Genomic DNA, 25,762 nt, shown 5'->3' with positions numbered 1-25,762 from the left:
ATGGGCTGGCGGATCTATGCCGCTTCGGCGGTGGGCAGCTCGCACCTGGACAAAGGCATTCCCTGTCAGGACGCGTGCGCGTTCCATGTCAGCGGCGATGTCCTGGCCGCGGTGGTCTGCGACGGCGCGGGTTCGGCCGCGCACAGCGACATCGGCGCGCGGCTGATCGCCGATGCGTTGGCGCGCGCGCTCGGCGAACGCCTGGGGCGCGAACCGGAATTGCTCGACGCGCCGCGCGAGACCTTCTTCGCGGCCGCCGTCGAGGCGGTGGCGCAGGCGCGCGAGGGCGTGGTCGAACGCGCGCAGGCCGACGGGCGCGCGCTGGGCGACTACGCCGCCACCGTGGTCGGCTATGCCGGCGACGCGCGGCGCGGCTGGTTCCTGCACATCGGCGACGGCATCGGCGTGGCCGAGGCCGCGAGCGACGACGAGGACGCGGTGGTGTCGCTGCCGGCCAACGGCGAGTACGCCAACGAAACCTATTTCGTCACCGGCGAAAGCTGGCGCGAGCAGTTGCGGGTGCTGCCCGTGCCGGCGCCGACCGCGCGGTTGGCGCTGATGTCCGACGGCGCGATGCCGTTCGCGATGGCGCGCGGCAACGCCGAGTTGTACGCGCCGTTCATCGATCCGGTGTCGCGCTATCTGGCGTCGGTGGACGAGGCCGAGGGCAGCCGCGCGCTGCACGGCACCTTGGCCGATCCGCGCACGCACGGCATCACCTCCGACGACAAGACCTTGCTGATCGCGCTGCGGGTCTGAGAACGCCGGCGATGAGCAGCCTCACCACCGGCAGCGCCATCGTGATCGGCTCGCGCCGTTCGCGCCTGGGTCCGCTGATCAAGAGCGGCGGCGCGGGCAGCGTGTACCTGCTCGCCGACGATCCGCACAGCGTGGCCAAGATCTACCACGCGCGGGTCGATCCGCCGAGCTACACCGACCGCATCGAGGCGATGCTGCAGCTGCGCCCGAAGCTGCCCGACCAGTACGAGGCGGGCAAGCGCTACGTGCAGATCGCCTGGCCGGATGCGACCGTGCGCGACGCGCAGGGCCGCTTCGTCGGCTTCACCATGCCGGCGCTGGACGTGCAGTCCACCAACGAGGTCGAGCAGATCCTGCAGGAGCGGCAAGCGCGCGCGGCGGGCCTGCCGGTCGGTCTCGGCCACAAGGTCACGCTGGCGGCGAATCTGGCCTCGGTGCTGGCGGCGCTGCACGCGCAACACCATTACGTGGTCGATCTCAAGCCGGTGAACCTGCGTTTCTACCGCGCCTCGCTGTACATCGCGCTGCTCGACTGCGACGGCTTCAGCATCCAGGGCCGCGGCCGGCGTTTCCACGCGCCGCAGTTCACCCCCGACTATCTGGCGCCGGAGTATCAGGTCCGCGCGCTCGACGAAGCCGGCGAGGAAACCCAGGACCGCTTCGCCTTGGCGGTGGTGATCTTCCAATTGCTCAACTTCGGTATCCATCCCTACAGCGGCCGGCCCGCCTACGACCGGGTGCCGACCGACGTGCCGGGGCGCATCCGCGAACGCTGCTACGCGTATTCGCAGCGCGGCAATCCGATGATGGCGCCCAATCCGGTCAGCGGCCACGCGCTGATGCCGCGCGGCCTGCGCGATCTGTTCGACCGCGCTTTCGGCGAGGACGCGGGCAAGCGGCCGAGTTCGTCGGAGTGGAGCGAGACCTTGCGCGCCTACGCGCAGCCGTCGCGCGGGCTGATCGTGATCTGCGCGAAGAACCGCGAACATCAGCACTACAACGGCGAACCCTGCGCGGCCTGCGTGCGCCACGATCTGCTCAACGCCACCGCGCGCAAGGCCGCCTCGCGCCCGCCGCCGTCGCCGCGCGCCGCCGCCGCGCGCGCGCCGGCGCAAGCGCAGCCGCAGCGTTGGTGGTGGACCGCGCGCACCGCACCGCCGGCGCCGGCGCCGACCGCGCAGCCGCGGCAACGCTTGGCGCGGCCGCCGCCGTTGCAGTGGAATCCGTATTACGCGCCGCCGCAAAGCGCTCCGGTCGCGCCGGCGCCGCCGCGCAGCGGCTGGCGCGCGCGCTTGCCCGGACGCCTGCGCGCGCTGGGCGCGCTCGCCGCGCCGCTGGCGTTCGGCTGGTTGATGAAATTCGTGCAGGGCTATTACGAAAGCCTGCGCGCGGCCGCGGCGACGCCGCTGGACCGCTGGACCAATTCGATCCTGCTGACCTTTCTCGGCATGGGCTTCGCGATCGCCTGCTACGTGTTTTTGGTCGCGATCCCGCGCAGGCTGGCGCGCTCATGAGCTGGCGTCCGCCGACCCACCGCTGGAACATGCGCGTGCCCACGCGCTTCGCCGGGATCAAGATCCTGGTGATGGTGTTCTTCACCATCCTGGTGTTGGCGCCGGTCACCGCGTGGCTGTTTTCGCTGCCGATGTGGGCGATGGACGTGCTGGGTTTCCTGCTCGGTTCGGGCCAGCGCGAACCCGGCGCGCGTTGGTTCGGCGCGGGCATGGTCGCCGCCGGCGTGCCGTGTCTGGCCGTGGTCGGCTGGCGCGCGTGGCGCGAACGCGATCTGGACGCGGGCGTGATGGCCGGCGTGGCGGCGGTGATTTGGCTGGTGACCGTGGTGACGCAGTTGCGTTGAGCAGGCGATGCGGCGGCCGACGGCGCGCTGGGTCCGATGCCGCGCTGCGATTCCCTTGACGATCTTGCGCCCGACGGTTCGGCGTGCTTCGTTGCGCGAGAGCGATCGCACAGATCGCTGCATACGGATCGGCGCTCATCGAGCCTCGCCGTCCGCCGTCGATTCACGCGCATCGCCAACGCCTCGCACCGCACGGATGTGCAAGCTCCGGCCGGTGCGCGCCCGCCCCCTGACGGACGCGCACCGGCCGGATTGCCGGAACCGGCTCCTGCAAGCCGGTTCCCCATCGGCCCGGACGGGGATCGCCGTCGCTGGACGATCCCCGCGGATGCTGTGCCGCGACCGCGCTGGGGTCGCTGCCGCGGCGAGCCGATGCTTGCTGCTGCCGCCGGCGCTGCGCGCGCCGGCGGTTTTGTTCGGTAGCGCGCTTCAGCCGCCGGCGTTCGGCAACTCCGCCACGGTCGCGCCGAGGATCAGCGGGCTGCGCGAGGTGCTGGCGCCGGTGAAGGTTTGGGTCGCCGCGTCGGCCTTCCAGCCGGCCGCGACGCTGCCGCCGTCGGCTTCGAACACGAACGGCCCGATCCGCAGCGCGGTGGCGGCCTTGAACGGATCGGCGAAGCGGCGGAAGGTCGAGGTGTTGGTGCGGATCGCGAACGAGGGCCGGTAGCCCACGCACAAACCGCTCTTCACCAACCCGAAGAAGCCGCGCTCGCCGAACACCGGCTGGCCGCGGGTTTCCACGGTGTCGCCGCCGAAGGCGCTGTAGCCGGGCATGAACGGTCCGTCGATCATCGAGCGCGCGAACTCGCCGTCGAACCATTCGCCCGGACGGATCGCGATGGTGTCCACCGCCTGGAAGTCCAGCGACAGCTCCAGCTTGTTGTCGAACTCGAATTCGTCGATGCGCTCCCAGCGGCCGTTGATGCGCGCCTGCCAGAACAACTGGCGGATGCGGCCGCGGCGGCCGGCCCAGGTCTGGGCGAAGTCGTAAGGCGCCTCGCGGTTGCTGAAACCGAGCGTGACCCCGGCCGGGCCGCGTCCGGCTTCGACCTGCGCGACCCAGTCGTCGCTGCTCTGGGCCAAGCGCCAGTCCGGCACCTTCGGCATGCGGATCAGGTTGAGATCGGACAGGCGCACGTGGAAACGCTCGTCGCCGCAGCGGCGCTGGGCGTGGCCGAGTTCCGGCGACTGGCACTGCGCGACCAGCGCGGCGTAATGCGCCTGGGCCTGATTCATCGCCACCTGCGCGGCGACGATGCGGCCTTGGTAGCTGCGCCCGCGCGCGCCGCCGAGCCAGTGGGTGAAGCTGGGCTGGTTGTCCTCGACCTGGGCGGCGTAGGCCGAGGCGGCCGAGGTGGTGGCCAGGGTGTACTGGTTGGTGGCCGTGGTCAGCGCGTCGTCGGCGTCGTTGAGGTGCTGGCGCAGGGTGCGGTAGTCGGTCTGGGCCAGGGCGACGTTGAGGAACTGCTGATAGCCCTGGTGCACGGTGTCGCCGCTGGAGACGTAGGCGCCGATCGCGCTCCACTGCGGCGCCGTGGCGCAGAAGTCGTACTGGGCGGCGTGGATGAAACCTTCCTGCGGGCAGGGCCAGTCCCAGGGCGTGGCGGGGTAGGAGAGCTGGAAGTCGTCCGGCGACAGCCCGATCGAATCGACCAGGGCGCGGTACAGCAGCCCCCAGGGCTTGTCGTCGAAGTCGGCGTTGGCGGCCAGCCCGGCGTCGAGCCGGGCGAGCTCCAGCAGGCGCCGGTCCTGGGCGCCGTGGCGGAACTGCGACAAGGGCCCGACCTCTTCGTCCGGCGACTCCAGCGTCGGCGCCGACGCTTCGCCGACATGGGAATAGGGGGGCTCGTATGCGGTCATGTCGCGCTCCTGCCTCGCCGCGGGGCGGCGTGCGCGCCGGTGGCCGCGCGCCTGGCGGCGCGTCGGCGGCGGAACGCGGCGGGCGGCGATCCGTTGCCGCGCAGGCTGCGCGCGGCGCCCGCTTTCGCGCCTTACGGCAACCTTACGGAGCGCGAAGCGCTTTTCTTTCAATGGGTTGGCGCGTGCGTGTGGGCGCTGGGACGGTGTCCGCCGGCGCAGGAGGGCGGGTCCGGGCGCCTGCCTCACCGTGGTTCGCGGCCCGCTCACCGCCGGTCTACGGCGTCCCCACCGAGCCTCACCGGCGCCGCCGCCTCCGGCCGCGACCGTAAGGTTGCCGGAAGGCGCGGGCGCGGCGGCGCGCCCAAGGTGGCGGCGCGGTTTCAGCCGCAGCCACGCGCAGGCGGCCTCCGGGCCGGGCCGGCGCGGGCCCACCTTCTTCCGGAGAGAGAGAACTCATGAACGCCAAACTTGTGAAGTGGTCGCTGTCGGCCGTCCTGCTCGCCGCCGCCGCGCCGGCCCTGGCCGCCGAGCCGCCGGCCTGCAAGACCCCGCCGCCGGCCGCGATGGTCCGCGACTTCGACATCTGCGTGCGCGGCGCCGACCCGGTCAAGGGCTGCCTCAAGTTCCGCCTCAACGCCCGCGTCTACGACAACGCCCAGGGCCTGCTGCCGCCGCTGGGCGGGATCGGCGCCCAGTACTGGCGCGCCTCGCCGGCGCTGCTGGGTTCGCCGCAGGGGCTGGTCTACAACGTCGCCGTCGGCGCCAAGGGCAAGCCGATCGCCAAGCGCTATTTCACCCAGGACAACTTCAAGAGCTTCTGTCAGGTCGCGGGCACCTAAGGGCCCGGATGCGGCGGCGGCGCGGGGGCGCCGCCGCCGCGTTGTCCCGCATCGCCGATCCGTCCCTATCGAGGAGCATCGCCATGAATCCGTTCACCCGCGCCGCCCTGGCGCTGAGTCTGTGCCTGCTCGCCGCCGCCCCGGCCGCGGCCAAGCCGCGCGCCTGCACCAGCTTGCCGCCGGACATCCGCGAAGCCATGCGCACCATGTCGTTCTGCATCACCGCGGTCGACCCGGTGGCCGAATGCGGCCGCGCCGGCATGGACGTGCAGATCTTCTCCAACAACGAAGGCAAGCTGCCCAATGCCGGCCGCGGGCAGGTGTATTGGGAAGGCAAGATCCGCAAGGACAACGGCGACGCCGGGCTGCGCCGGCTGGTGTATCTGGTCAACGACGGGACCAAGAAAACGATCGCGATGCGCTACTACACGCCGGATCATTACGCGAATTTCTGCGAGATCACTTGATCGTCGCGCGATGAGGCCGCGGCGGCGAAGAACGTCGGCCGAAGCGCCGCCGTCGCCGTCGCGCGTGCAGCATCGGGTCCAACGGCTCGCGCGAGCGCTGCGGGCCCGATGCCTTCGTTCCGAACCGAGCCGCGGCGACCACGAGCGGCGCGCGCGCCGCCCGTGGCCCGTGGGCTCAGCCCTTCTTGCCCTTCTTGCCGCCGCCCTTGCCCGTGCCCGGCACGATCTGCGGATCGTTGCCGACCTGCGGATCGCAGGAAATCACCTGCACGTCGTTGTAGTTGCTGAACTTGTCGCGCACCAGCACGGTGAAGAAGATCAGCGTCGATTCGGTGTTGTGGTTGAACAGGTACACGCGGCGGCGGTAGACGTCCTTCTCCTGCGGCGGATCGAACACCGGCGGCTCGATCTGGCCCTTGGCGTCGGAGGTCAGCACGTTGATGATCTCGAAGCGCTCCGGCACCTGGATCTCGAACACGTATTCGATCCACAGCCCGCCGGGCTGCTGGAAGGTCACCACGTCCGGGGCGAAGCTGTAGAAGTAATGGCCCTTGCCGGCGTTGCCGCCGAAACCGACGTGGGCGACGGTCAGCTCGATCGGGTGGACCGGGTATTGGCCGTCCCACGGCGTGGGCTTCTTCCTTTTGTCGGACGCGGTCGCCGGCTTGGCGGATTCTTTCTTGGGCATGAGCGATTCCTATCGGTCAGGGCTGGGGAGCGGTTTCGTAAAGCGCTACGAAACCGGGATGGCGGTAGCCGGCGTGTTGCAGCCAGGCGATCTGGCGCGCGGCGCGCGCGCGCGCGCCCAGGCGCACCAGCGCGCGGGTCCAGGCGTCGAGCGCGACGCGTTCGCGGGTGTCGGGCGCGAACGCGGTCAGCAGTTGATCGACGCGGACGAAATCCTGGCGCGCGCGCGCCGCGTCGCCGGCCGCGGCGTAGCGCTCGCCGCGCCAGACCAGCGCGCGCGCGAGGCTGGAGCGGTTGGGCAGATCGGTCGGCGCGCTTTCCTGCAATTTCTGCAGGTCGGCGATGACCGCGTCGGCGTCCTCGGCCGCGGCCAGCGGATCGGCCTGGACCAATCGCAGCCGCACCGTCGCGTCGAGCAAGCGCCACTCCGGCGGCCGGTCGCTGGCCTGCATGATCGGCGCCAGCGTGCGCTGCGCCGCGCGCAGGCGTTCGAGCGCGCGCTCGCGCGAACCGGCCATCGCCGCGACCCAGCCGGCGTGCGCGTAGGCGTGGCCGAGGTTGCGCTGCCAGGTTTGGTTGTCGGGCTGCTGCTCGGCGAGGCTTCGCAGCATGCGCACCGATTCGGCGCTCTCGCGCTCGGCCTGATCGAGTTCGCCGCGGTCCAGCGCCAACACCGAGCTGCGCAGCAGCGAGGTCGCCAGCTTGCGCCGCCATTCGTCGGCGTTGGGCTCGCTGTCGACCAGTTCGCGCAGCATCCGGGTTTGCGCGGCATAGCCTTGCGCGGCTTCGGCCAACAAGCCGCGCGCGTCCTGCGCGCTGCTCAGCCACGACAGGCTGTCGACCAGTTCGTAGCGCAGCGAACTGTCGTCGGGCTTGTCGGCGAGCAATTGCCGCTTGATCGCCACCGAGCGCGCGAACAGGTCGCCGGCCTCGTCCAGGCGCTGGCTGCTGTAAGCCAAGGTGCCGAGATTGTTGAGCGCGTAGGACAGCTCCAGGCGCCAGCGCGGATCGCCCGGCGCGCGCTGGACCAGACGTTCGGAGGCGCGCAGATACGCCTGCCAGTGGGTGCGCGTGGTGTCGTACTTCTTCTGCTTGTAGTCGTGGTAGCCCAGCCAGTAAGCGGTCGTGCCGGTCTCGGCCAGCGCTTCCAGCGATTGCGGTTCTTGCTCGAGCGCGCGCGCCGAGGCGGCCTGGGCGCGCTCGAACGCGGCCCGTGCGTCGTCGAACTTGCCCTGGTCCAGCAGCACTTCGCCGACCGTGCGCAGCGCGCGCGCGTGGCTGACCAATTCGCGCGGCTGCATGTCGGTTTCCGGCATGCGCTCCAGATAGGACAAGGATTGATTGCCGATGCTGCGCAGCAGCTTGAGGTTGCCGAGCGGGCGCAGCTGTTCGGCCAAGTCGTCGAGCATGAAGGCGACCAGCTTCTGCGCCTGATCGCGCCGCTGCTCGGCCTCGCGCCGCGCCTGCCACGCCTGCAGGCCCAGGCCGGTGGCGACCAGGGCCAGCGCGCACAGCGCGCCGATCGCGCCCGCGCGCAGCCATTGCTTGCGCCGCTGCTGGCGTTCGCAGGCGTGCAGGAATTCGCGGTCGTCGCCGTCGAGCTGATCGGGCAGGCGGCGCGCGGCCTCGCGCGCTTCGGCCAGCGGCCGGCCGGGATTGAGCAAGTGATCGTTGCGCCGGCCTTCCGCGGCCCAGCGCCGCGCCGCGCGTTGCAGGCGCTCGCGCGCTTGCAGCAGTTGCCGGTTCTCGCGCGTCCACTCGCGCGCGCGCGGCCATTGCCGCAGCAGCGCTTCGTGGGCGACGCCGAAACCGGGTTCGCCGCCGCTGAGTTCGCCGACGAACAGGCGCGCGCGCACGAAGGCTTCGGCCAGTTCGCGCGCGGCCGCGTCGTCCAGGCTCGACCACGGCACCCGCCGGCCGGTGACCGCGTCGCTGTCGGGGCGGATCACGATCAGCGCCGCCAGCACCCGTTCCAGACTGGCCTGCGCCGTCGCCGGCAGTTCGCCGAACACTTGCTCGGCGCGGTGCGCCAGCGCGCCCTCCAGGCCGCCGAGTTCGCGGTAGGTCGCCAGCCGCAGCAGGCCGCCGTCGCCCTGGCGTTCGTACAGCGCCTGCAAGGTGTGCTGCAGCAGCGGCAGCGAATCGGGATGCTCGGCGGCGGCGTCGCGCAGCAAGTCGTCCAGGCGCAGCGAGCTGTCGGGGTCTTCCTCGAAGCTCAATCCGGCCAGCGCCGCCGGCGCGCGGATGATCTGGCCGATCTCGCCGATGCGCGGGGTCAGCAGATCGATGTGGCCGTCGCCGGCCTTGAGTTCGGCCAGCCCCGGCACTTTCTCCACCAGCGCCGGATAGAAATCGCTGCGGGTGATGGCGATGGCGGCGACCCGCGCGCTCGCGCACAGCGCGTCGAGCGCGGCGCCGAAGTCGCGGCGGTCGGCCTCGCCGATGCCGGGCGCGGCGACCGCGGCTTCGGCGTGATCGACCACCAGCAGCAGATGCGCGCGCTCGGCCAGCGGCGCGGTGCGGCGCGCGAACGCGTCGTCGATGCGCGCGCGCACCGCCTCGGGCGCGGCGCGCAGTTGTTGCTCGAGCCACGGCGCTTCGCTGTCCAGGAACACCGGCCGGCCGTCCAGCGACCACGCGCACAGCGACTGCGCCAGCCGCGCGAGCAGGTCGCCGCCGCGGCAGGCGCCGAGGTCGAAGTAGGCGCTGGCGAGCGCGTGCAGCCCGTCGAAACCGCCGTCCTGGCGCAGCAGCGGCAGCACGCCGGCGCGCAGCAGCGAGGTCTTGCCGCAGCCGCTGGCGCCGGACACCAGGACGAAGCGGCGCTGGTTGTCGATCTGCTCGCGCAGCGTCGCCAGCAACTCGGCGGTGGCGCGGCTGCGGCCGAAGAACACGCCGGCGTGGTCTTGGTCGAACGAACGCAGGCCGACGTACGGGCTGCCCTGGGTCCACGCCGCCGCGCGCGGCAGGCCGCTGCGGTAGTCGTCGGGGAAGGTCACCGGCGCGACCAAGCGATAGCCGCGCTTGCGGATGGTCTCGATGTATTCCGGTTCGCGGCTGCTATCGCCCAAACGCCGGCGCAGCTGGGCGATGGTCTTGTGCACCGGGTTGTCGCCGTAGAACGTGCCGCGCCAGATCTCGATCAGCAACTGCTCGGCGCTGACCACTTCGCCGGCGCGTTCGGCCAGCGCGATCAGCACTTCCATCATGCGCGGTTCCAGCGCCGTGGACTGGCCCTCGCGCACGATCGCCAGACGGTCGGGCTGCACCAGCGACGCGCCGATGCGGAACTGCGACACGCTGGCCAGGTTCTTGATCCGTTCGATGCGTTGGGGCATCGCAGCGTCCGCTCGCGTTCGTGTCTGGTCTACGTCGGGGCCGGTGTCGCATGAGGCCTCATGCGCGCCCCGCATCCGCGGCCAAGGCCGGCGCGACGGGCGAGAGGCCGCCGTGGACGTCGCGCCCCTTCGCGACGTCGGGCGGGGTGTGTTGCCGTGCGCAAACTAACAAACCTTGTGGCTTGCGTCTGTATCGAATCTGCAAGCGAAGCGCGCGCGTGCAGTATGGGCAAACTCGCCGCCACGCTTGTCCGCTGGCGGTCGCGTTTTGCGTAACGCGCGCGGGCGCGCGACGGACGGTCGTCGCGGGCGGCGTTTCGGAAGCGGGGCGCGGGCGCGGATCGAGGGGGCTGGGGTGGGCGCGGTGCGCGGATCGATCAAAAAAAAGCCGGCCGGGGGCCACCCCCCGCGGCCGGCACAGGCGTGCGGCCGAGGGGGATCAGCCGCAGCAATAGCAAACATCCGGACGGCCCGGCCCGCCGGGGCCGAGGTCGCCGCCGAAGCCGGGACATTCGGCGCGGCAGGCGATGTTGTCGCAGTAATCGGATTGGGACGGTGCGGCGCCGTTGCCGGCGACCACCTGGAACGCGCCGAATCCCATCGCTGCGCAGAACAACAGCGCCGCGAGGGCGATCCGGACACCACGCTTGCGTTCGGTCATGGTCTTGCTCCTGTCGTCGGTCGCCGCGTTCCCCGCGCGGCGGCGGTGCGGCGTCGTCGTCGCCGCGACGTTCGGCGCGCCCGCGGTGCCGCGGCGCGCGCCTAGCGCTTGCAAGCCCGCGTCGCGTTTCGCCGCCCCGTGCCGCGCGCGTCGCCGCGCCGCCGGGCGCGCCGGTCAACGCGCCGCGAGCGCTTTGGGTGAAACCTCGCGCGTCGCCGCCGGCGGTTCCGCCGCCGTCGCCGCGCGCAGCAATTCGTGCAACGGGGTTTTGCCGTTGAGCTCGCCGACGCGCTGATAGCGCACCCGGCCGTCGCCGCCGATCACCAACAGCGACGGCACCCGGCGCGCGCGGAACAGCGCCTGGGTGCGGCGGTCGTCGTCGACGGCGATCAGCGGAAAGTCCAGCGCGTGCTCGCGCGCGTAGGCGGCGGTCTGCGCGGGCGTGGCGAAGGCCACGCCGACCAATTCGACGCCGGCGTGCTTGCGCAGCTCGCGCGCGGCCAGCTTGAGTTGCGGCAGCGAGGCGCGGCAGTGCGGGCAGGTGGTGTTGAAGAAGAACAGCACCTGCCGCTGCCCGTGCGGCTGGCCCAGCGCCACCGCGCGCCCGTCGAGCGCGGTCGCCGCGACCTGCGGCACGAACATGCCGACATAAGGAAGGTTGACCCGATCGACCAGCCAACGCTGATCCTCGCGCAAGCGCATGAGCTGCCAACCCAGCGCCACCACCAGCGCGCTCGCCAAGGCCAGCGCCGCCCACAAGACGTAGGGCGGACGCGGGTTGGCGGCGGAAACGCTGTCGGGTGGCGACGACATGTCTGCGACCCTAACAGCGCGCGCAGACGGCGAACTTGACGCGGCTCACAGGGCGGATGCGGCGGCGCGGGGTGCGCGTGGGGCGAGGAATGTCGGCGGTCGTTCGCGTGGAGATGCGGCGTGAGCGGCGACGGCGATAGGCGGCTTACGACGCAAGCGCGGTTGCGCGGTCGCGGCTCGCGCCGCTCCTACAGGGGGCTTCGGCGAGTTGCGTTTCAGACGGTAGGAGCTGCGTAAGCTGCGACCGCGTTAGGCGGCCGACGAGGCAAGCGCGGTTTCGCGGTCGCGGCTCACGCCGCTCCTACAAGGGCTCCGGCGAGTTGCGTTTCAGACGGTAGGAGCTGCGTAAGCTGCGACCGCGCTAGGCGGCCGACGACGCAGGCGCGGTTTCACGGTCGCGGCTCACGCCGCTCCTACAAGATCTCCGCCGAGTCTCGTTTCGGGCTGTAGGAGCCGCGCAAGCTGCGACCGCGACAACCGGCCTACGGCGCAACCCGAAACTCAGCCCGCGCACTCTTGCACCCGCAACACCGGCGCCGGCTTCTGCTTCAACGCCTGCGCCACCGCCACGCCGAGCAGGGTCAATCCGCCGCCGATCCAGTGATACAGCTGCAAGGGTTCGCCCAGCAGCATCACCGCCAGCGCCGCGGTGAACACCGGGGTGAGGTTCATCAGCACCGCGGTCTTGTCCGTGCCCAAGCGCAGCAGACCGTGCATCCAGAACCACGGCGCCAGGGTCGAGGCGAGGATGCCGGCGTACAGCACCAGCGGCAGGTTGTGCGCGGTCAGCGCCACCGACGGCGCGAGCAGGAAGCCCGGCAGCAACAGCACGGTGCCGCACAGGATCTGCAGGTACAGCGATTCGCCGTTCGGGATCGGCAGCGCCCAGCGCTTCACCAGCACGCCGTACAGCGCGTAGGAGAACGCGGCCAGCAGCATCATCAGTTCGCCGCGGCCGAGGCCTTGCTGGACCAGCAGCGCCGGGTGGCCGCCGCTGAGCAGCCAGGTCAGGCCGACGAACGACACCGCCGCGCCGATCAACATCCCGGGCGAGGGACGGGTCTTGAGCACGACCATGCCGATGACCATCGTCATCGGTGGAATCGCCGCCACCACCAGGCCCATCGTCATCGCGCTGACGCTGTGCGCGGCGAAATAAGCTAGCGACTGGTACATGACCATGCCCAGCGCGGCCAGCACCACCAGCTTGCGCCAGTACGGCCGCACCTGCGCGCGCAGCGCCCACACCCGCGGCAGCAGGAACGGGGTCAGCGCCAGCAGCGCGACCAGCCAGCGGTAGAACGAGATCGCCGCCGGCTCGATCGCGCCGGCCGAGAGCTTGCTGACGATCGTGTTTCCGGCCCAGATCAAGGTGGCCAGGATCGGCAGTAACAGGTGCATCGCGGACATCCTTCGTACAACGGGTACAACGTGGGGGCCGCTTATTTTAGAATGTCGGGTAGCCGGCAAATGCCGATAACCCGACACGCCGTAGCGAGCCCCGGACAAATGCGCCGCAGCCGCCAGTTCCATTACCCCTACCGTTCATTGCCCGGCCCGCTGCTGCTGCGCTACGAGGCGCTGGCGGTGGACACCGAGAGCGCGCTGCACCGCCATCCCTGGGGCCAGCTGGCGTTCGTCGAATCCGGCAGCATGTCGTTCGTGGTCGAGGGCCAGCCGCTGTTCGCGCCGCCGGGCTACGCGGCCTGGATTCCGGCCGGCATGGACCACACCTCGCACAACCGGCGCGAGGTGAAATGCCGGTTGATCAACATCGCCGAGCGCTACACCCCGGCGCTGCCGGCCACGCCCGGCATCGTGCGCCTGCATCCGTTGTTCCTGGCCGGCGTCGAGGATTTGTTCGACCGCGGCGTCGAGATTCCCGACTCGCCCGCCGACCGGCGGCTGGCGCGGGTGCTGATCGATAAGTTGCTGGCCACGCCGATGCTGCTCAGCTTCGTCCCGCACAGCGACGACCGCCTGCTCGGGCCGATCCTGGACGCGCTGCAGCACGCGCCGGGCGACAACACCACGCTGGAGGAATGGGCGCAGCGCGTGCACACCACCGAGCGCACCTTGAGCCGGCGTTGCCGCGACGAGTTGGGGATGTCGTTCGCGCAATGGCGGCAGCGCCTGCGCTTCCAGCAATCGGTGCCGTTGTTGGAGCAGGGCCGCAGCGTGCAGCAAGTGGCGGCCGACATGGGGTACGCGAGCGCGTCGGCGTTCATCGCGATGTTCCAGCAGTTCAGCGGGACGACGCCGCAGAAGTTCCGGCAGGCGAAGAAAGGATGAGCGGCGGCGCGATGCGCGTGTAGGAGCGGCGTGAGCCGCGACCGCGAACGTTCCGGCGCGATGGAAGCCGCGCCGTCGCCGAATTTTCGCGGTCGCAGCTCGCGCAGCTCCTACATAGCCCCCTGTAGGAGCTGCGCGAGCTGCGACCGCGACAACGCGACTACGGCGATACCCGACTATCCCCGCGAAACCCGCAGCCCAGCGAACCTCAACGCTTAGCGCCGTCCTGCTTCGCCTTCGCCGCATCCGCCGCCGCCCGCTGCGCCGCCACTTCCCCGCGCACCTGCGCCAACATCGCATCCAGCGCCGCGCGGTCGTGCACCTTGCCGCGCAGCACGAACGTATCGATCTTCCGCGTCGCTCCGATATCGCGCAGCGGGTCGGCATCGAGCAACACGATGTCGGCCGCCTTGCCCGCCGCCAGCGACCCATGTTCCTTGTCCTGGCCGAGGAAGCGCGCGCCGTTGATCGTCGCCGCGCGCAGCGTCTGCAGCGGGGTCAGGCCGTTCTCGACGAAGCGCTGCATCTCATCGTGCAGCCCGACGCCCGGGTAGTTGAACGAATTGAGGAAGCCTGCGTCGGTACCGGCGAGGATGTTGACGCCGGCCTGCTGCAACAGCGGCAGGATCGAAGCGTTGCGCTCGTAGCGCTCGTGCCGGCGCACGATCGCCGCGGCGTCGTCCTTGGCCGCGCGCTCGACCCGCCACGCGTACGTCGCCTGCAACCCCGGCCCGATGTACTGCAGGTAGGGATCGTTCTTGTGGTCGTCGCGATCCAGATACGTGGTGACGAAGCTGCCGTTGAGCGTCGGCGTCACCGCCGTGCCGCGCTGGGCGAGGCGGCGGTAGGCGGCGAGCGCGGTCTTGCGGTCGAACGTCGCTTGGATGCGGTTCCAACCTTCGCGGCTGTCGATCTCGCCGCGACGGACCATCGCGCTGATCTCGGCTTCCTTCGACGAGCCGGCCTTGTACGCGTATTCGACGTGTTCGATCGAACTCAAACCGGCCTGGCTGACTTCGTCGATGGGCAACACGAACGGCACGTGCGCCGACACCCGCAGCCCGCGCGCGCGCGCCTGCTTGAGCGCGTCCATGAACAATTCCGGCGACAAGGTGTTGTCGGTGATCTTGACGAAGTCGACCTTCCAGCCCTGCAGCTGATCCAGCGCCTTGGCGATTTCGGCGCTGCTGCCGACTTCGATGTCGCCCGGCCAAATCGATTTGTAGCCTTCCAGCTTCGGGCCCGAAGTGAAGATCGTCGGGCCGTCGAGGCGGCCGGCGGCGACCGCGTCGCGCCATTCGAACACGCTCGGGCTCAGGTCGCCGGCGGCGTCGCGCACCGCGGCGATGCCGTGGGCGACGTACAGCGGCAGCAAGTTCTTGTTCTCTTCGATCAGTTGGTCGCCGCCGCCGAAGTGCACGTGCATGTCCCACAGGCCGGGAATCGCGTACTTGCCGTGGGCGTCGATGCTGCGCTGCGCGGCGAAGCGCGCGGCGCGGGCGTCGGGTTCGACCGCGACGATGCGGTCGCCGCGCACCGCGATCAGGCGGTCGGCGCGCAGCTGGCCGGCGATCACGTCGACGACGTTGGCGTGGCGGATCAGCAGATCCACCGGCTCGGCGGCGCGTTCGGCGGCGTGGGCGCCGCCGGCGGCGAAGACGGCCGCGAGCAGAGCGAGGGCGGTGCGGCGGGGGGCGGTGCGGCGGGAAGCGGTCATGCGGGTCGGGCTCGTCGGAAGCGGCGGGAGGTCGCCGGTCAGGCCCGGATCATCGGCCGGCGCCGGGCCGGGCGCCAGTACCGGGTCGGGCGGGGGGGATTGATCGGATCGGGCGGTTGGGGACGGGAAACTGGGAACGAGAGATGAGGATCGAGGAACGAGAGAAGAGAAACGGGGAATGCAGGTCGCTGCGAAATGGCGGGGGCGATGAGCGTCGCAGCATCCGCGCGCGCATTTGCGGCTGCGGCGCCGCCGCCCAAAAAAAACGGGCCGGCATGAGCCGGCCCGTCGGTTTCGCGCTGAGAACGCCGCTCAGCCCTTGGCGGGCTTGGCCGGCGCCTCGGTCTTCGCCGCCGGCTTGGCGGCCGGCGACACCGGCGCCGGAGCGCCCGCGGCCGAGGCCTGCCAGCCGCAGCTCTTGCCTTCGTTCTGCTGCTTGAGCCAGGTCTGCAGCGGCGCGAAGTATTCCAGCACCGCCGAGGCGTCCATCTTCTCGCCGCCGGTCAGTTCCTTCATCGTCTGCTGCCACGGCTGGCTCGCGCCCTTGCTCAGCATCGCCTCGAACTTGGCGCCGGCGGCCTTGTTGCCGTAGAAGCTGCACTCGTACAGCGGGCCCTTGTAGCCGGCCGCGTCGCACAGCGACTTGTAGAACTGGAACTGCAGGATGTGCGAGAGGAAGTAGCGCGTGTACGGCGTGTTGCCCGGCACGTGGTACTTGGCGCCGGCGTCGAAGAACTCTTCGCCGCGCGCCTGCGTCGGCGCGACGCCCTGGTACTTGGCCTTCAGTTCCCACCACGCCTTGTTGTACTGGTCGGGCTTGATCGAACCGTCGAACACGCCCCAGCGCCAGCGGTCGATCATCAGGCCGAACGGCAGGAACGACACCTTGGCCAGGGCCATGCGCATCTGCGCATTGATCAGCGCTTCCTGGCTCTGCTGCGGGCTGCCGACCATGCCGATCGAGGACAGGTACTTCGGCGTCATCGCCAGCACGATGGTGTCGCCGATGGCTTCGTGGAAGCCGTCGTGCGCGCCGGTCTGGAACAGCGGCGGCTGCTTGTTGTAGGCCAGGTAGTAATAGACGTGGCCGAGCTCGTGATAGATCGTGGTGAAGTCTTCTTCGTTCGGCTTGATGCACATCTTGGTGCGCACGTCGCCGCTCATGTTCATGTCCCAGGCGCTGGCGTGGCAGACCACGTCGCGGTCGCGCGGCTTCACGAACTGGGTCTTGTTCCAATAGCTGTCGGGCAGCTTGGGCATGCCGAGCGAGACGTAGAAGTCCTGCGCGCGTTCGGTCATGCGCTTGGCGTTGGCGAGCGCGGCGTCGACTTCGACCTGCGCCTGCTGCGCGGTGTCGCCTTCGCCGCCGGCCTTGTTGCGCTGCGCGTCGAGCACTTGCTGGTACTGGCGCGCCAGCGCGCCGTTGATGTCGAGGCTGCCGGCCTGCTGCTCGCTGTACGGCGCCAGCACGTCCCACAAGTTGCCCCAATCCTGCTGCCACATATTGCCGAGCAGATGCGCCGGCAGCATGCCGCCGCCGACCTGGCCCTTGTCGTTGCCGTACTTGGTTTCCAGGCGCGAGCGGGTGTAGCAGTGCAGCTGTTCGTACAGCGGCTTGACCTGGCCCCACAGGCGGTCGGTCTCGGCCGACAGTTCCGCCGGGCTCATGTCGTAGCCCGAGCGCCACAGCTCGCCGGTGTCGGCGTAGCCGAGGTTGCGCGCGCCTTCGTTGACCAGTTCGACGAAGCGCGTGTAGTCCTTGCGCATCGGCTTGGAGATGGTGTGCCAGCCCTTCCAGGCGTCGAGCTGAGCGTCGTAGTCGCGGCTGTTGCGCAGCACGTCCTCGAGTTCGCCGAGCTGGCGGCAATCGGTGTCGCCAGGGCCGCTGCAATAGCTGCCCGAGCCGTACATGCCTTCCATGCGCGTGGCGATCTGGGTGAGTTCGGCGAGCTTGGCCGGATCCTTCGGCGCCGGCATCGCGGTGCCGATCTTCAGCAGTTGGATCGCGCGCGCGGTGGCCGGCGACATCGGCTGGCCTTCGAACTTCTTGGACTGCTCGATCCAGCTGTTGAGCTGGGTCAGATAGCGCTCGTTGGCCTTGGCCGAGAGCAGCTGGCTGTCGTCGTTGATGTAGGTCGACGACAGCCACTGCGCGGCGGTCATCTCCGGATACATCTTCTTGTATTCGTCGTTGACCCGAGCGATGAACTGGTCCGCGGTTTCGCCGGCCGGCGCGGCGGCCGGGGCGTTGGCGCTCGGGGCGGGGGCGGGTTCCTTCTTGCAGCCGGCCAGGCCGAACACGGCCGCGGCGACGCCGAGCGCCAAAAGGGCGCGGACAGGTTTCATGTGTGCTCTCTCCAGAAAAAAGTGTCGCGCCTGGCGCGCGAACCGGAAGGCTAGAGGGCGGGTCGGGATGGCGCAAGCCGCAGTGCGACGCGTCTCGAAGCCAGGCGCCGGCGCGACATGCGCTGAGACGGGTTTGCGCAAATCCGGCACAGTCGGGCCCGTGAAAACGATTACCGGAATGTGGCCCGACGGCCGTTTTTGGCTGAGTCGGTCGTTTCGTTCATGACAAACTGCTGACAGGTTCGCGAAATAATGTAAAAATTTCGTTTCGTGTAATCGGTTAGATTGTTAAATATTCGGTATTCACGCGGTCCCCGCGCAACGGACGCGACCTGAATCGCGTTTTCGTTCAGCCTGGGAAACAGCGCGTGATGGAACGAATCGGGCCCTTGTCACGAAAATCGATTTGATTTGTGACGCGAAAACGGAAAAAGTGACGTCCAAGGGCAGCCGTTCATCGGCTGGCCGCGCCGGGGTGGGGACTCCGGCACCGTGTATAGGCTGCAACGGATAAGGCATGAAACAGAGCTTGGGTTCCGCCAACGGCAAGTTGCACACCGCCACGCTGACGGCCTTGCCGCTGAGCGGACGCGACGGCGGCGCCCGTTTGTTCAGCGCGGACTTGAGCTGGGCCCAGGCGCCCGACGCGCCGGTCCGCAGCCGCCGTTCGTTCGCCCGCCGCGCCGTCCGCATCGTCTTGTTCGCCCTGCTGGCGATGGCCGCGGTGGGCGTGGTCATGATCAACGGGCCGGCCGACGCCGGCCCCAACCGCAGCGCCGCGCGCGCCTTGCCCGATCCGGTCGCCGAGGCGGAGGTCGAAGTCGACCGCGCCGTGGCGCTGCCAGATTTGGCCGCGCCGGTCGTGCGCGAGCCGCGCGAGCATCTGGCCGCGCACTGAGCGCGCCGCGCAGGAACTCGGGGAGAGTGGCGCCTTGGATGGCGCTTCAGGGGAAGGGAAGCACCAGTAGTGCAAGCCGGGGCCGGTTATGGGGATAGCCGCTCCGCACGGTTCGAATGGCGTCGGCGCCAGGGAGGGCGTCGGTGGCCGCTCGGAACGATGGAGTCGGACGGTTCGCTTGCGGCTTACTTAAAGCGGCGCGACGTTCCCAGCGAAGCGCATCGGGCCCGACGGCCATTGCGCGAGTCGCAGCGCATCGGGCCTGACGGCCCTCCCGCAAATCACCGCGTGCCGGGCCTGACGGCCCCTGCGCGAGTCACAGCGTGCGTTCGGGCAGCTTCACCAGGCCGCGTTCGGCCAGCCATCGCCACGACGTCTCCGCGTCCTGCTCGACGTAAGCCTTGGCCGAGCCCAGGCGGAAGGTGTAGCCCCACGCATCCATGTCCGCGAACATGCGCTCGCGCCCGGCGCCGGGAATGGCTTCGGCGAGCACGGTCTGCAGCACCAGCACCGCGTCCTCTTCCTCGATCGAATCGGTGGCGTCGGTGTGCACCGCCGCGCGCCGCTGCGGCGGCAACACGATCAGATGGCAGGCCTCGTGCAGCATCGAATGCACCGGGGTGTCGTCGCGCACGTAGACGGTGCTGGCGATGATGCCGGCCTCGCTGTCGCCCCAATAGCTGCCGGGAATGGCTTCGCCGTCGGCCACATGCACCAGGCTCAGCCCGTAGCGGGCGAGCAGGGCGGAGGCGTCGTCGAAGGCGATGTCGGCGAGGGTGAGCATGGCGAGTGGAGCCGGAGTTGCGGATCGGTCTTTGTAGGAGCGGCGTGAGCCGCGACCAACCGAAGAAGTTCAATACCACGCACCGACCGAAGCGAAAAACGCCCGGCCCATGCATTCAAAGCGCAACGGCGCGAACCGCCGCGAACACGAAGACGACGCTCGCGCGCAGATTGCGCGCGTCGCGGCTCACGCCGCTCCTACAGGCGGATCGCGAAGCCGCGCGGCGATCGTCGCAACGCGGCAAAAGCGGCCGGACCCCGGCCGCCGTCGCATCCTCGGCCTTACGCCGGCGTCGACCCCGGCGCATCGGGCAGCGCCACCGAGATGTCGAGCACGTCGTGCTGGCCTTCCTTGACCACATCGACCTTGACCGCTTCGACATCGACGTTGACGTACTTGCGGATCACTTCCAACAGTTCGCGCTGCAGCATCGGCAGATAGTCCGGGCCGCCGCGGCCGGCGCGCTCGTGCGCGACGATGATCCGCAGGCGGTCCTTGGCGACCGCGGCGGTTTGCTTCTTGGCCAGCAGGAAGTCGAACAGACCCATGAGCTCAGCCTCCGAAGATCTTGCTGAAGAAGCCCTTCTTTTCCACTTGGGTGAAGCGCATCGGACGGGTGTCGCCGAGCAGGCGGGCGACGGCATCGTCGTAAGCCTGGGCAGCGTCGGATTCGGTTTCCAGGATCACCGGCTCGCCCTTGTTGGAGGCGTTGAGCACGTCGCCGGACTCGGGGATCACGCCGACGGTCTTGAGGCCGAGGATTTCCTCGACGTCGCCGATGCTGAGCATCTCGCCGGTTTCCACCCGCTTGGGGCTGTAGCGGGTCAGCAGCAAGTGTTCCTTGACGCGCTCGCCGTTCTCGGCGCGGCGGGTCTTGGACGAGAGCAGGCCGAGGATGCGGTCGGAGTCGCGCACCGAGGACACTTCCGGGTTCACCACCACGACCGCCTGGTCGGCGAAGTACATGGCCAGGAACGCGCCCTTTTCGATGCCGGCCGGCGAATCGCAGACGATGTAGTCGAAGCCGTCGGCGGTGAGGTCTTCCAGCACCTTCTGCACGCCTTCCTTGGTCAGCGCGTCCTTGTCGCGGGTCTGCGACGCGGCCAGGATGAACAGCGTTTCGAAACGCTTGTCCTTGATCAGCGCTTGCTTGAGCGTGGCTTCGCCGTTGACGACGTTGACGAAGTCGTACACGACGCGGCGTTCGCAGCCCATGATCAGGTCGAGGTTGCGCAGGCCGACGTCGAAGTCGATGACCGCGACTTTGTGGCCGCGTCGGGCGAGGCCGCAGGACAGGCTGGCGCTGGTCGTGGTCTTGCCGACGCCGCCCTTGCCCGAAGTGACAACAATGATCTCGGTCAAAATACGTTCCTCCGTTCGTGCGGCGTCAGTCCAGCGCCGCAATCTTGATTTGTTCGTCTTCCAGCCAGACCTGCACCGGCTTGCCGCGCAGGTCCTTGGGGATGTCTTCGAGCACTTTGTAGTGCCCGGCGATCGCCACGAGTTCGGCATAGAACTCGCGGCAGAAAATTCGCGCGCGGGCGTTGCCTTGCGCGCCGGCGAGGGCGCGGCCGCGCAGCGGGCCGTAGATGTGCACCGAGCCGTCGGCGATGACTTCCGCGCCGGCGCCGACGGTGGTCAGCACGGTCAGGTCGCGGTTGTCGGCGTAGATCTGCTGGCCCGAGCGCACCGGGGCGGATTGGATCATGCCCACCGAAGAGGCCGGCGCGACCGCCGCTGCGTTTCCGAGAGGCCGCGGCGCCTTGGCCGGCTCGGCGGCGACAGGCGCCGGCGCCGGCGCCTCGCGCCGCGGCGCCGCGGCCGGAGCCGCTTCCGCCACCGCGCCTTCGCCGCGCTCGTAACCCGCGCGGAACTTGGCCAGCAACGGCAGCCCCAAGGCCTGTGAGAGCTTTTCGATCTCGCTGGTGCCGTAGGCCAGCGCCACCGGCAGCACGCCGGCGGCGCGCAATCCGTCGAGCAAGGCTTGCGCGGTGGCCGCGTCGGGCGTGTGGGTGAGTCCGCCGAAATCGATCACCACCGCGGCGCGGCCGAACATGTTCGGCGCGCGCTGCACGCGGCTGCGCATTTCCTCGACCAGACGCGGTACGTCGAGGGTGCGGATGCGCAGGTTGGCGATGCCGACCTGGCCGATTTTGAGTTCGCCGGCCTGTTCGTAATCCACGGCCACGCTCACGGGCAGGTCCCGGTGGGACGCGGCGCGTCGGCGTGCAGGCGCGCGGCCGGCACGCGCGGGCGGGTCAGCCACGAGGCTTCGGGCAGGGCGTCGCCGTAGGTCTGGCGCACCCATTCGTAGCTGCACAGGGATTTCATCAGCATCGCCGCGCGCAGGCCGGATTCTTCCATCACGTGCTGGCCGACCTCGCGGAAACCGAAGCTGCCGTGGAACAGCAGCGCCGGGTCGTTGCCGCCTTCCAGGAACACTTCGCAGGCCAGCTGCGGGTAACGCAGCTCGGCGTAGCTCTGCGCGTCGGCGTAGAACGCGCGGCCGACGCCGCCGCCGCGGCGGCGGCTGGCGACGACGATGCGGTCGATATAGAAAAAGTCCGGGTAGCGCTCGCGGAACCAGCTGAAATTGCTGCTGTCGTGGCCGGCGGCCGAACCCACGCCGATCAGGAAACCGGCCAGGGTGCCGTCGCGTTCGGCGACGCGGAAATATTCGGCGGTATCGAAGAAGTGACGCAGACGCGCCGCATCCAGCGGCAGGATCGCAGGCCCGGCGGCGTTGTTGAGGGCAAGGACGGAATCCAGCTCGTGCTCGCGCACGTCGCGGACGACGATCGACATTCCAGGCTCCAGATATTTACAAGCCGGCGCGCAATCCGTGCCGGCGGCCGCGATTATCGCACGGGGGGAGGCCGGGGGGCGAACGCCGGGGTCCATGACTTTCGGACGGCTCCGGCCGACGGCCGCTACCGTTAGCATGCATTCATGCTGGCCCGCCTTACCCCCACCCAACTGATGCGATTCGCCGGGCTGTTCACCTGGGGGGTGGCCGGGTGCTGGCTGGTGATCATGTGGCTGGAACCGGAGGCGGCGGCGTCGCTGCCCGGCGGCGGCGAGCACACCTTTTTCCTGCTGATCCTGCGCTGGGTGGCGATCCACCTGGCGTTCGGCGCGGTCTATTGGTGGGCCAGCCGCGGGCTCGGCCAGCGCCGGCCGGGGCCGGCCGACCACGCCTTGCTGCTGGTGCTGACCGCCTGCGCCATCGGCGTGGGCTATTACTCCAACTCCGGCATCGGCAGCATCCTGCTGATGGTCGTGGCCGGGCTGCTGCCGTGGCTGCTGCCGCTGCGGGTCGGGGTGGCGTGGCTGATCCTGAGCAATCTGTCGATCATCCCGGTGTTCGTGATCGCGATCGGCCAGCCGCTGGTGGTGGCGATCGTGCAATCGGTGGCCTACGCCGGGTTCTCCAGCCTGGTGTTCGTCAGCTCGCTGGTGGCGATGCAGCAGGCCCAGGCGCGCGAGGACCAGCGCCGGCTCAACGCCGAGCTGCGCGCGACCCGCGCGCTGCTGGCCGAAAGCGCGCGCATCAACGAGCGCACGCGCATTTCGCGCGAACTGCACGACCTGCTCGGCCACCACCTCACCGCGCTCAGCCTCAACCTGGAAGTGGCCGGGCACCTGTCGGAAGGGCGGGTCAAGGAACACGTGCAGCAGGCGCATACTCTGGCGCGATTGCTGCTCACCGACGTGCGCGAGGCGGTCAGCCAGCTGCGCGAGAACGGCGCCATCGACCTGTCGCTGGCGCTGCGCCCGCTGGCCGAGAACGTGCCCGCGCTGGACATCCGCATGGACATCGAAACCCCGCTGACCCTGGACGACCCCGAGCGCGCCCACGTGCTGCTGCGCTGCACCCAGGAAATCATCACCAATGCGGTGCGCCACGCCGGCGCCCAGCATCTGTGGATCGACGTGCGCCGCGACGACGGCCGCATCGTCATGAGCGCGCGCGACGACGGCCGCGGCGCCGACCATCTGATCGCCGGCAACGGCCTGCGCGGCATGCGCGAGCGGCTGATGCAGTACGGTGGCCAGCTACGAATCGAAACCCGGGCCGAGGCCGGCTTCAGCCTGCGCCTGACTCTGCCCGCCACCGCGGCCGCGATGGGCCGCGAAGGAGCTCCGACATGATCCCAAACCCCATCCGCGTGCTGCTCGTCGACGACCAGACCCTGGTCCGGCAAGGCGTGCGCTCGCTGCTCGCCCTGGCCGACGGCATCGAGGTCGTGGCCGAGGCCGGCGACGGCCGCCAGGCGGTCGACATGATCCCGAACCTGCGCCCGGACGTGGTGCTGATGGACATGCGCATGCCGGTGATGTCCGGCCTGGAGGCGCTGCAGGCCCTGGCCCGCAGCGGCTACCTGCCGCCGACCATCATTCTCACCACCTTCGACGACGACCAACTGGTCCTGGCTGGGCTCAAGGCCGGGGCCAAGGGCTACCTGCTCAAGGACGTGTCGCTGGAGCAACTGGTCGGCGCGATCCAGACCGTGGCCGACGGCGGCTCGCTGGTGCAGCCGGCGATGACCCAGCGCCTGCTCTCGGGCCTGGAGCACATGCGCAACGACTTCGTCAGCCTGGACCGGCCCGACCCGCTGACCGAGCGCGAGACCGAGATCCTGCGGCTGATGGCCGGCGGTTTTTCCAATAAGGAAATCGCCAATTCGCTGGGCGTGGCGGAGGGCACGATCAAGAACCACGTGTCCAACATCCTGTCCAAGCTCGGCGTGCGCGACCGCACCCGGGCGGTGCTCAAGGCGTTCGAGCTGCAATTGGTCTGAGGCCGTCGTACCGGCCCGGCGCGTTGCGTCGGGCGTTCGCGGGCGCGCGGGCCGTCGGCTCGCCGGTCCAAGCTCGGTTTGCGCGACCGCATCCGGGCGGCGCCGCTCGCCCAAGCCCGGCTGCGCGGCCGCGCCCGGGCACGACGCCGGACTTTCGGATCGCGATGGGCACGAAGCTCGCCGCCGTCCGGCGTTTCCGCCCCGCGTTCTACTTTCGTCGCATGCGCCCGCGCGCGAACGCATCCCGCGGCGCGCGAACCCGCCCGAGCGGGCGCCGCGGCGGCATTCCGACTTGACTTGATTTGCGCTTCCGCGCTCCCGCCGCGCCTGCATACCAGGGCGAATGCGGCATCGAGACGGCACAAAGCCGGCCAATTGCGCGCTTTTCGCCGCCCTGGCCCGTCGCGGTGCGTTCCGATGGGGTTTCTTGCTTGTGACGGCTGCCCTTGCCGGGATTTATCTTGCTACGATTGCGGGTCTGCGCCCCTGGCCCGCACCTGGGCCCGGCCCTGGAGAACCCTGAATGACCCGTCTGATCGAGATTCTGATTTCCCTGGCGATCGTCGCCGTGCTGTTCCTGGTCGTCGGCATCATTCTGCCGTCGAGCCGCCACCTGTCGCATTCGGTGGAGACCAACCGCAAGATGACCATCGTGTTCGACACCTTGAACAGCCTGCGTCGCTTCAAGGAGTGGAACCCGTTGGCGCTGCGCGACCCCGCCATGGAGATCAAGCTGGTCGGCAAGGACGAGGGCGTGGGCGCCCGCCTGGAGTACTCGTCGAAGGAACGCGGCCTGGGCAACGGCAGCTGGGAAATCGTCAAGAGCGAGCCGGGCAAGCTGGTCGGCTACAAGATCACCAACCCGGAGCGCGGCGACAACAAGCGTTCCGAGTTCACCTTCAAGCCGACCGGCAAGAACAACCGCAACGTCGAGATCACCCAGACCTACGACGTCGACTACGGCTTCAACCTGCTCGGCCGCTACTCCGGCCTGTACGTCAGCAGCAGCGTCGGCGAAGACATCAAGATGGGTCTGCAGCGCCTGAGCAACCTGCTGGCGACGGTCCCGAACTACGACTACGCCAAGCTGTCGGAAACCGATCCGAACAACGCGCCGAAGGTCGTCGACCGTCCGGCCGAGAACATCCTCAGCGTCAACGCCGCGGTCGAGCGCAACAACGACAAGATCAAGGCGCAGATCCACTCCAACATGGAATGGATCAACAAGGTCATCGCCGCCAACGGCCTGGAAGCGGTCGGTCCGGTGCGCATCGTGACCAACGAGTTCGGCACCGAAACCTACGACTTCGACACCGTGCAGGTCGTGCGCAAGAAGGGCGACACCGCCACCGGCGACGCCGCCGCGATCGACGTGAAGATCGAAGGCCCGGTCAAGGCCTCGCTGCTGCCGGCCTCGAAGGTCGTCGTCGCCTCCAGCGGCGGCCACAACTTCGCCGCGCTGCCGCCGGTGCGCGACGCCGTGCGCGCGTGGGCCATGACCCGCGGCTACGCCACCGCCGACCGTCCGTACGAGTCGTGGAAGGCCGGCATCGACCAGAGCTTCGACCCGGCCCTGGGCCAGTTCGACGTCTACTGGCCGGTCAAGTAAGACCGCCGCCCGCGCGACGCGCGGGTCGGATG

General features: G+C 69.6%; 23 protein-coding genes. 10 read left to right on the top strand and 13 right to left on the bottom strand.

The features are described from left to right. From J5226_RS21910 to J5226_RS21900, 3 genes are read left to right on the top strand one after another with little or no spacing between them, the layout of a single operon-like run. A complete protein-coding gene (locus J5226_RS21910; RefSeq protein WP_215836990.1) occupies positions 1-759 on the top strand; it encodes a PP2C family serine/threonine-protein phosphatase in 759 nt (252 codons plus the stop codon). An 11-nt stretch (positions 760-770) separates the two neighbouring features. Continuing rightward, a complete protein-coding gene (locus J5226_RS21905; RefSeq protein ID WP_215836989.1) occupies positions 771-2,273 on the top strand; it encodes a hypothetical protein in 1,503 nt (500 codons plus the stop codon). Further along, complete coding sequence (locus J5226_RS21900; RefSeq protein ID WP_215836988.1) at positions 2,270-2,617, top strand: hypothetical protein; 348 nt, start codon at positions 2,270-2,272, stop codon at positions 2,615-2,617. The genes J5226_RS21905 and J5226_RS21900 overlap by 4 nt, the downstream gene beginning before the upstream one ends. A gap of 429 nt (positions 2,618-3,046) precedes the next feature. Here the strand turns inward: J5226_RS21900 and J5226_RS21895 are convergent, their stop codons facing one another. Continuing rightward, entirely contained in the window at positions 3,047-4,477 is a 1,431-nt protein-coding gene (locus J5226_RS21895; protein WP_215836987.1) for a hypothetical protein, read from the bottom strand. Positions 4,478-4,932: 455 nt separating this feature from the next. Between J5226_RS21895 and J5226_RS21890 the strand changes: the two genes are divergently transcribed. Continuing rightward, complete coding sequence (locus tag J5226_RS21890) at positions 4,933-5,316, top strand: hypothetical protein (protein WP_215836986.1); 384 nt, start codon at positions 4,933-4,935, stop codon at positions 5,314-5,316. 83 nt (positions 5,317-5,399) lie between these two features. Further along, complete coding sequence (locus J5226_RS21885) at positions 5,400-5,783, top strand: ribonuclease domain-containing protein (protein ID WP_215836985.1); 384 nt, start codon at positions 5,400-5,402, stop codon at positions 5,781-5,783. Positions 5,784-5,958: 175 nt separating this feature from the next. On the opposite strand, the gene J5226_RS21880 is transcribed toward J5226_RS21885, so the two are convergent. The 5 genes from J5226_RS21880 to J5226_RS21860 all read right to left on the bottom strand — a co-directional run bounded on the left by J5226_RS21880 (position 5,959) and on the right by J5226_RS21860 (position 12,683). Continuing rightward, complete coding sequence (locus J5226_RS21880; protein WP_255322885.1) at positions 5,959-6,471, bottom strand: hypothetical protein; 513 nt, start codon at positions 6,469-6,471, stop codon at positions 5,959-5,961. A gap of 16 nt (positions 6,472-6,487) precedes the next feature. After that, positions 6,488-9,808, bottom strand: a complete 3,321-nt coding sequence (locus J5226_RS21875) for a winged helix-turn-helix domain-containing protein (protein WP_215836984.1) — start codon at positions 9,806-9,808, stop codon at positions 6,488-6,490. Positions 9,809-10,247: 439 nt separating this feature from the next. Beyond that, positions 10,248-10,469 carry a hypothetical protein gene (locus J5226_RS21870; RefSeq protein WP_215836983.1) on the bottom strand — a complete coding sequence of 74 codons (222 nt, stop codon included), beginning with the start codon at positions 10,467-10,469 and terminating at the stop codon, positions 10,248-10,250. A gap of 174 nt (positions 10,470-10,643) precedes the next feature. After that, positions 10,644-11,282, bottom strand: a complete 639-nt coding sequence (locus tag J5226_RS21865) for a TlpA disulfide reductase family protein (RefSeq protein WP_215836982.1) — start codon at positions 11,280-11,282, stop codon at positions 10,644-10,646. Between the two features lie 501 nt (positions 11,283-11,783). Next, complete coding sequence (locus J5226_RS21860) at positions 11,784-12,683, bottom strand: DMT family transporter (protein WP_215836981.1); 900 nt, start codon at positions 12,681-12,683, stop codon at positions 11,784-11,786. A gap of 108 nt (positions 12,684-12,791) precedes the next feature. Here J5226_RS21860 and J5226_RS21855 point away from each other — a divergent pair, with 108 nt between their 5' ends. Next, complete coding sequence (locus J5226_RS21855; protein ID WP_215836980.1) at positions 12,792-13,574, top strand: helix-turn-helix transcriptional regulator; 783 nt, start codon at positions 12,792-12,794, stop codon at positions 13,572-13,574. Positions 13,575-13,782: 208 nt separating this feature from the next. Here J5226_RS21855 and J5226_RS21850 read toward each other — a convergent pair whose 3' ends face one another. Beyond that, a complete protein-coding gene (locus tag J5226_RS21850) occupies positions 13,783-15,291 on the bottom strand; it encodes an amidohydrolase family protein (protein ID WP_215836979.1) in 1,509 nt (502 codons plus the stop codon). Positions 15,292-15,603: 312 nt separating this feature from the next. After that, the gene (locus J5226_RS21845) at positions 15,604-17,637 is read right to left on the bottom strand and encodes a M2 family metallopeptidase (RefSeq protein WP_215836978.1); all 2,034 of its coding nucleotides are present in this window, start codon (positions 17,635-17,637) and stop codon (positions 15,604-15,606) included. A 517-nt stretch (positions 17,638-18,154) separates the two neighbouring features. On the opposite strand from J5226_RS21845, the gene J5226_RS21840 reads away from it, so the two are divergent. Then, complete coding sequence (locus J5226_RS21840; protein WP_215836977.1) at positions 18,155-18,535, top strand: hypothetical protein; 381 nt, start codon at positions 18,155-18,157, stop codon at positions 18,533-18,535. A 316-nt stretch (positions 18,536-18,851) separates the two neighbouring features. On the opposite strand, the gene J5226_RS21835 is transcribed toward J5226_RS21840, so the two are convergent. The 5 genes from J5226_RS21835 to J5226_RS21815 all read right to left on the bottom strand — a co-directional run bounded on the left by J5226_RS21835 (position 18,852) and on the right by J5226_RS21815 (position 22,124). Further along, positions 18,852-19,319: a hypothetical protein gene (locus J5226_RS21835; protein WP_215836976.1), complete on the bottom strand. Its 468-nt coding sequence runs from the start codon at positions 19,317-19,319 to the stop codon at positions 18,852-18,854. A 281-nt stretch (positions 19,320-19,600) separates the two neighbouring features. Next, entirely contained in the window at positions 19,601-19,867 is a 267-nt protein-coding gene (gene minE / locus J5226_RS21830) for a cell division topological specificity factor MinE (protein ID WP_057946887.1), read from the bottom strand. Positions 19,868-19,871: 4 nt separating this feature from the next. Further along, positions 19,872-20,681 carry a septum site-determining protein MinD gene (gene minD, locus J5226_RS21825; protein ID WP_215836975.1) on the bottom strand — a complete coding sequence of 270 codons (810 nt, stop codon included), beginning with the start codon at positions 20,679-20,681 and terminating at the stop codon, positions 19,872-19,874. A 25-nt stretch (positions 20,682-20,706) separates the two neighbouring features. Further along, the gene (minC, locus tag J5226_RS21820) at positions 20,707-21,513 is read right to left on the bottom strand and encodes a septum site-determining protein MinC (protein ID WP_255322884.1); all 807 of its coding nucleotides are present in this window, start codon (positions 21,511-21,513) and stop codon (positions 20,707-20,709) included. Beyond that, positions 21,510-22,124 carry a GNAT family N-acetyltransferase gene (locus J5226_RS21815; protein WP_215836973.1) on the bottom strand — a complete coding sequence of 205 codons (615 nt, stop codon included), beginning with the start codon at positions 22,122-22,124 and terminating at the stop codon, positions 21,510-21,512. The genes minC and J5226_RS21815 overlap by 4 nt, the downstream gene beginning before the upstream one ends. Positions 22,125-22,268: 144 nt before the next feature. Here J5226_RS21815 and J5226_RS21810 point away from each other — a divergent pair, with 144 nt between their 5' ends. The 3 genes from J5226_RS21810 (at position 22,269) to J5226_RS21800 (ending at position 25,730) form a co-directional block, all read left to right on the top strand. Beyond that, positions 22,269-23,471: a sensor histidine kinase gene (locus J5226_RS21810; RefSeq protein WP_215836972.1), complete on the top strand. Its 1,203-nt coding sequence runs from the start codon at positions 22,269-22,271 to the stop codon at positions 23,469-23,471. Beyond that, on the top strand, positions 23,468-24,121 hold the full coding sequence (locus J5226_RS21805; protein ID WP_215836971.1) for a response regulator transcription factor: 654 nt from the start codon (positions 23,468-23,470) through the stop codon (positions 24,119-24,121). Before J5226_RS21810 ends, J5226_RS21805 begins: the two co-directional genes overlap by 4 nt. A 523-nt stretch (positions 24,122-24,644) precedes the next feature. Further along, positions 24,645-25,730: an SRPBCC family protein gene (locus J5226_RS21800; RefSeq protein ID WP_215836970.1), complete on the top strand. Its 1,086-nt coding sequence runs from the start codon at positions 24,645-24,647 to the stop codon at positions 25,728-25,730. Positions 25,731-25,762: the final 32 nt, after the last annotated feature.

Origin of the sequence: Lysobacter sp. K5869 (genome assembly GCF_018847975.1) — a bacterium.
Lineage (GTDB): Bacteria > Pseudomonadota > Gammaproteobacteria > Xanthomonadales > Xanthomonadaceae > Lysobacter.
The sequence above is the reverse complement of the archived record's forward strand: the minus strand, read 5'-3'. Positions and strand labels throughout refer to the sequence as shown.

Bases quoted from the DNA above. Each gene is read 5' to 3' on its own strand.
- J5226_RS21845 (WP_215836978.1), bottom strand. From the start codon at position 17,637: ATGAAACCTGTCCGCGCCCTTTTGGCGCTCGGCGTCGCCGCGGCCGTG.
- J5226_RS21815 (WP_215836973.1), bottom strand. From the start codon at position 22,124: ATGTCGATCGTCGTCCGCGACGTGCGCGAGCACGAGCTGGATTCCGTC.
- J5226_RS21900 (WP_215836988.1), top strand. From the start codon at position 2,270: ATGAGCTGGCGTCCGCCGACCCACCGCTGGAACATGCGCGTGCCCACG.
- minE (WP_057946887.1), bottom strand. From the start codon at position 19,867: ATGGGTCTGTTCGACTTCCTGCTGGCCAAGAAGCAAACCGCCGCGGTC.
- J5226_RS21895 (WP_215836987.1), bottom strand. From the start codon at position 4,477: ATGACCGCATACGAGCCCCCCTATTCCCATGTCGGCGAAGCGTCGGCG.
- J5226_RS21890 (WP_215836986.1), top strand. From the start codon at position 4,933: ATGAACGCCAAACTTGTGAAGTGGTCGCTGTCGGCCGTCCTGCTCGCC.
- J5226_RS21910 (WP_215836990.1), top strand. From the start codon at position 1: ATGGGCTGGCGGATCTATGCCGCTTCGGCGGTGGGCAGCTCGCACCTG.
- J5226_RS21870 (WP_215836983.1), bottom strand. From the start codon at position 10,469: ATGACCGAACGCAAGCGTGGTGTCCGGATCGCCCTCGCGGCGCTGTTG.
- J5226_RS21810 (WP_215836972.1), top strand. From the start codon at position 22,269: ATGCTGGCCCGCCTTACCCCCACCCAACTGATGCGATTCGCCGGGCTG.
- J5226_RS21800 (WP_215836970.1), top strand. From the start codon at position 24,645: ATGACCCGTCTGATCGAGATTCTGATTTCCCTGGCGATCGTCGCCGTG.
- J5226_RS21865 (WP_215836982.1), bottom strand. From the start codon at position 11,282: ATGTCGTCGCCACCCGACAGCGTTTCCGCCGCCAACCCGCGTCCGCCC.
- J5226_RS21840 (WP_215836977.1), top strand. From the start codon at position 18,155: ATGAAACAGAGCTTGGGTTCCGCCAACGGCAAGTTGCACACCGCCACG.
- J5226_RS21875 (WP_215836984.1), bottom strand. From the start codon at position 9,808: ATGCCCCAACGCATCGAACGGATCAAGAACCTGGCCAGCGTGTCGCAG.
- J5226_RS21855 (WP_215836980.1), top strand. From the start codon at position 12,792: ATGCGCCGCAGCCGCCAGTTCCATTACCCCTACCGTTCATTGCCCGGC.
- J5226_RS21860 (WP_215836981.1), bottom strand. From the start codon at position 12,683: ATGCACCTGTTACTGCCGATCCTGGCCACCTTGATCTGGGCCGGAAAC.
- J5226_RS21885 (WP_215836985.1), top strand. From the start codon at position 5,400: ATGAATCCGTTCACCCGCGCCGCCCTGGCGCTGAGTCTGTGCCTGCTC.
- J5226_RS21850 (WP_215836979.1), bottom strand. From the start codon at position 15,291: ATGACCGCTTCCCGCCGCACCGCCCCCCGCCGCACCGCCCTCGCTCTG.
- J5226_RS21835 (WP_215836976.1), bottom strand. From the start codon at position 19,319: ATGCTCACCCTCGCCGACATCGCCTTCGACGACGCCTCCGCCCTGCTC.
- J5226_RS21880 (WP_255322885.1), bottom strand. From the start codon at position 6,471: ATGCCCAAGAAAGAATCCGCCAAGCCGGCGACCGCGTCCGACAAAAGG.
- J5226_RS21805 (WP_215836971.1), top strand. From the start codon at position 23,468: ATGATCCCAAACCCCATCCGCGTGCTGCTCGTCGACGACCAGACCCTG.
- J5226_RS21905 (WP_215836989.1), top strand. From the start codon at position 771: ATGAGCAGCCTCACCACCGGCAGCGCCATCGTGATCGGCTCGCGCCGT.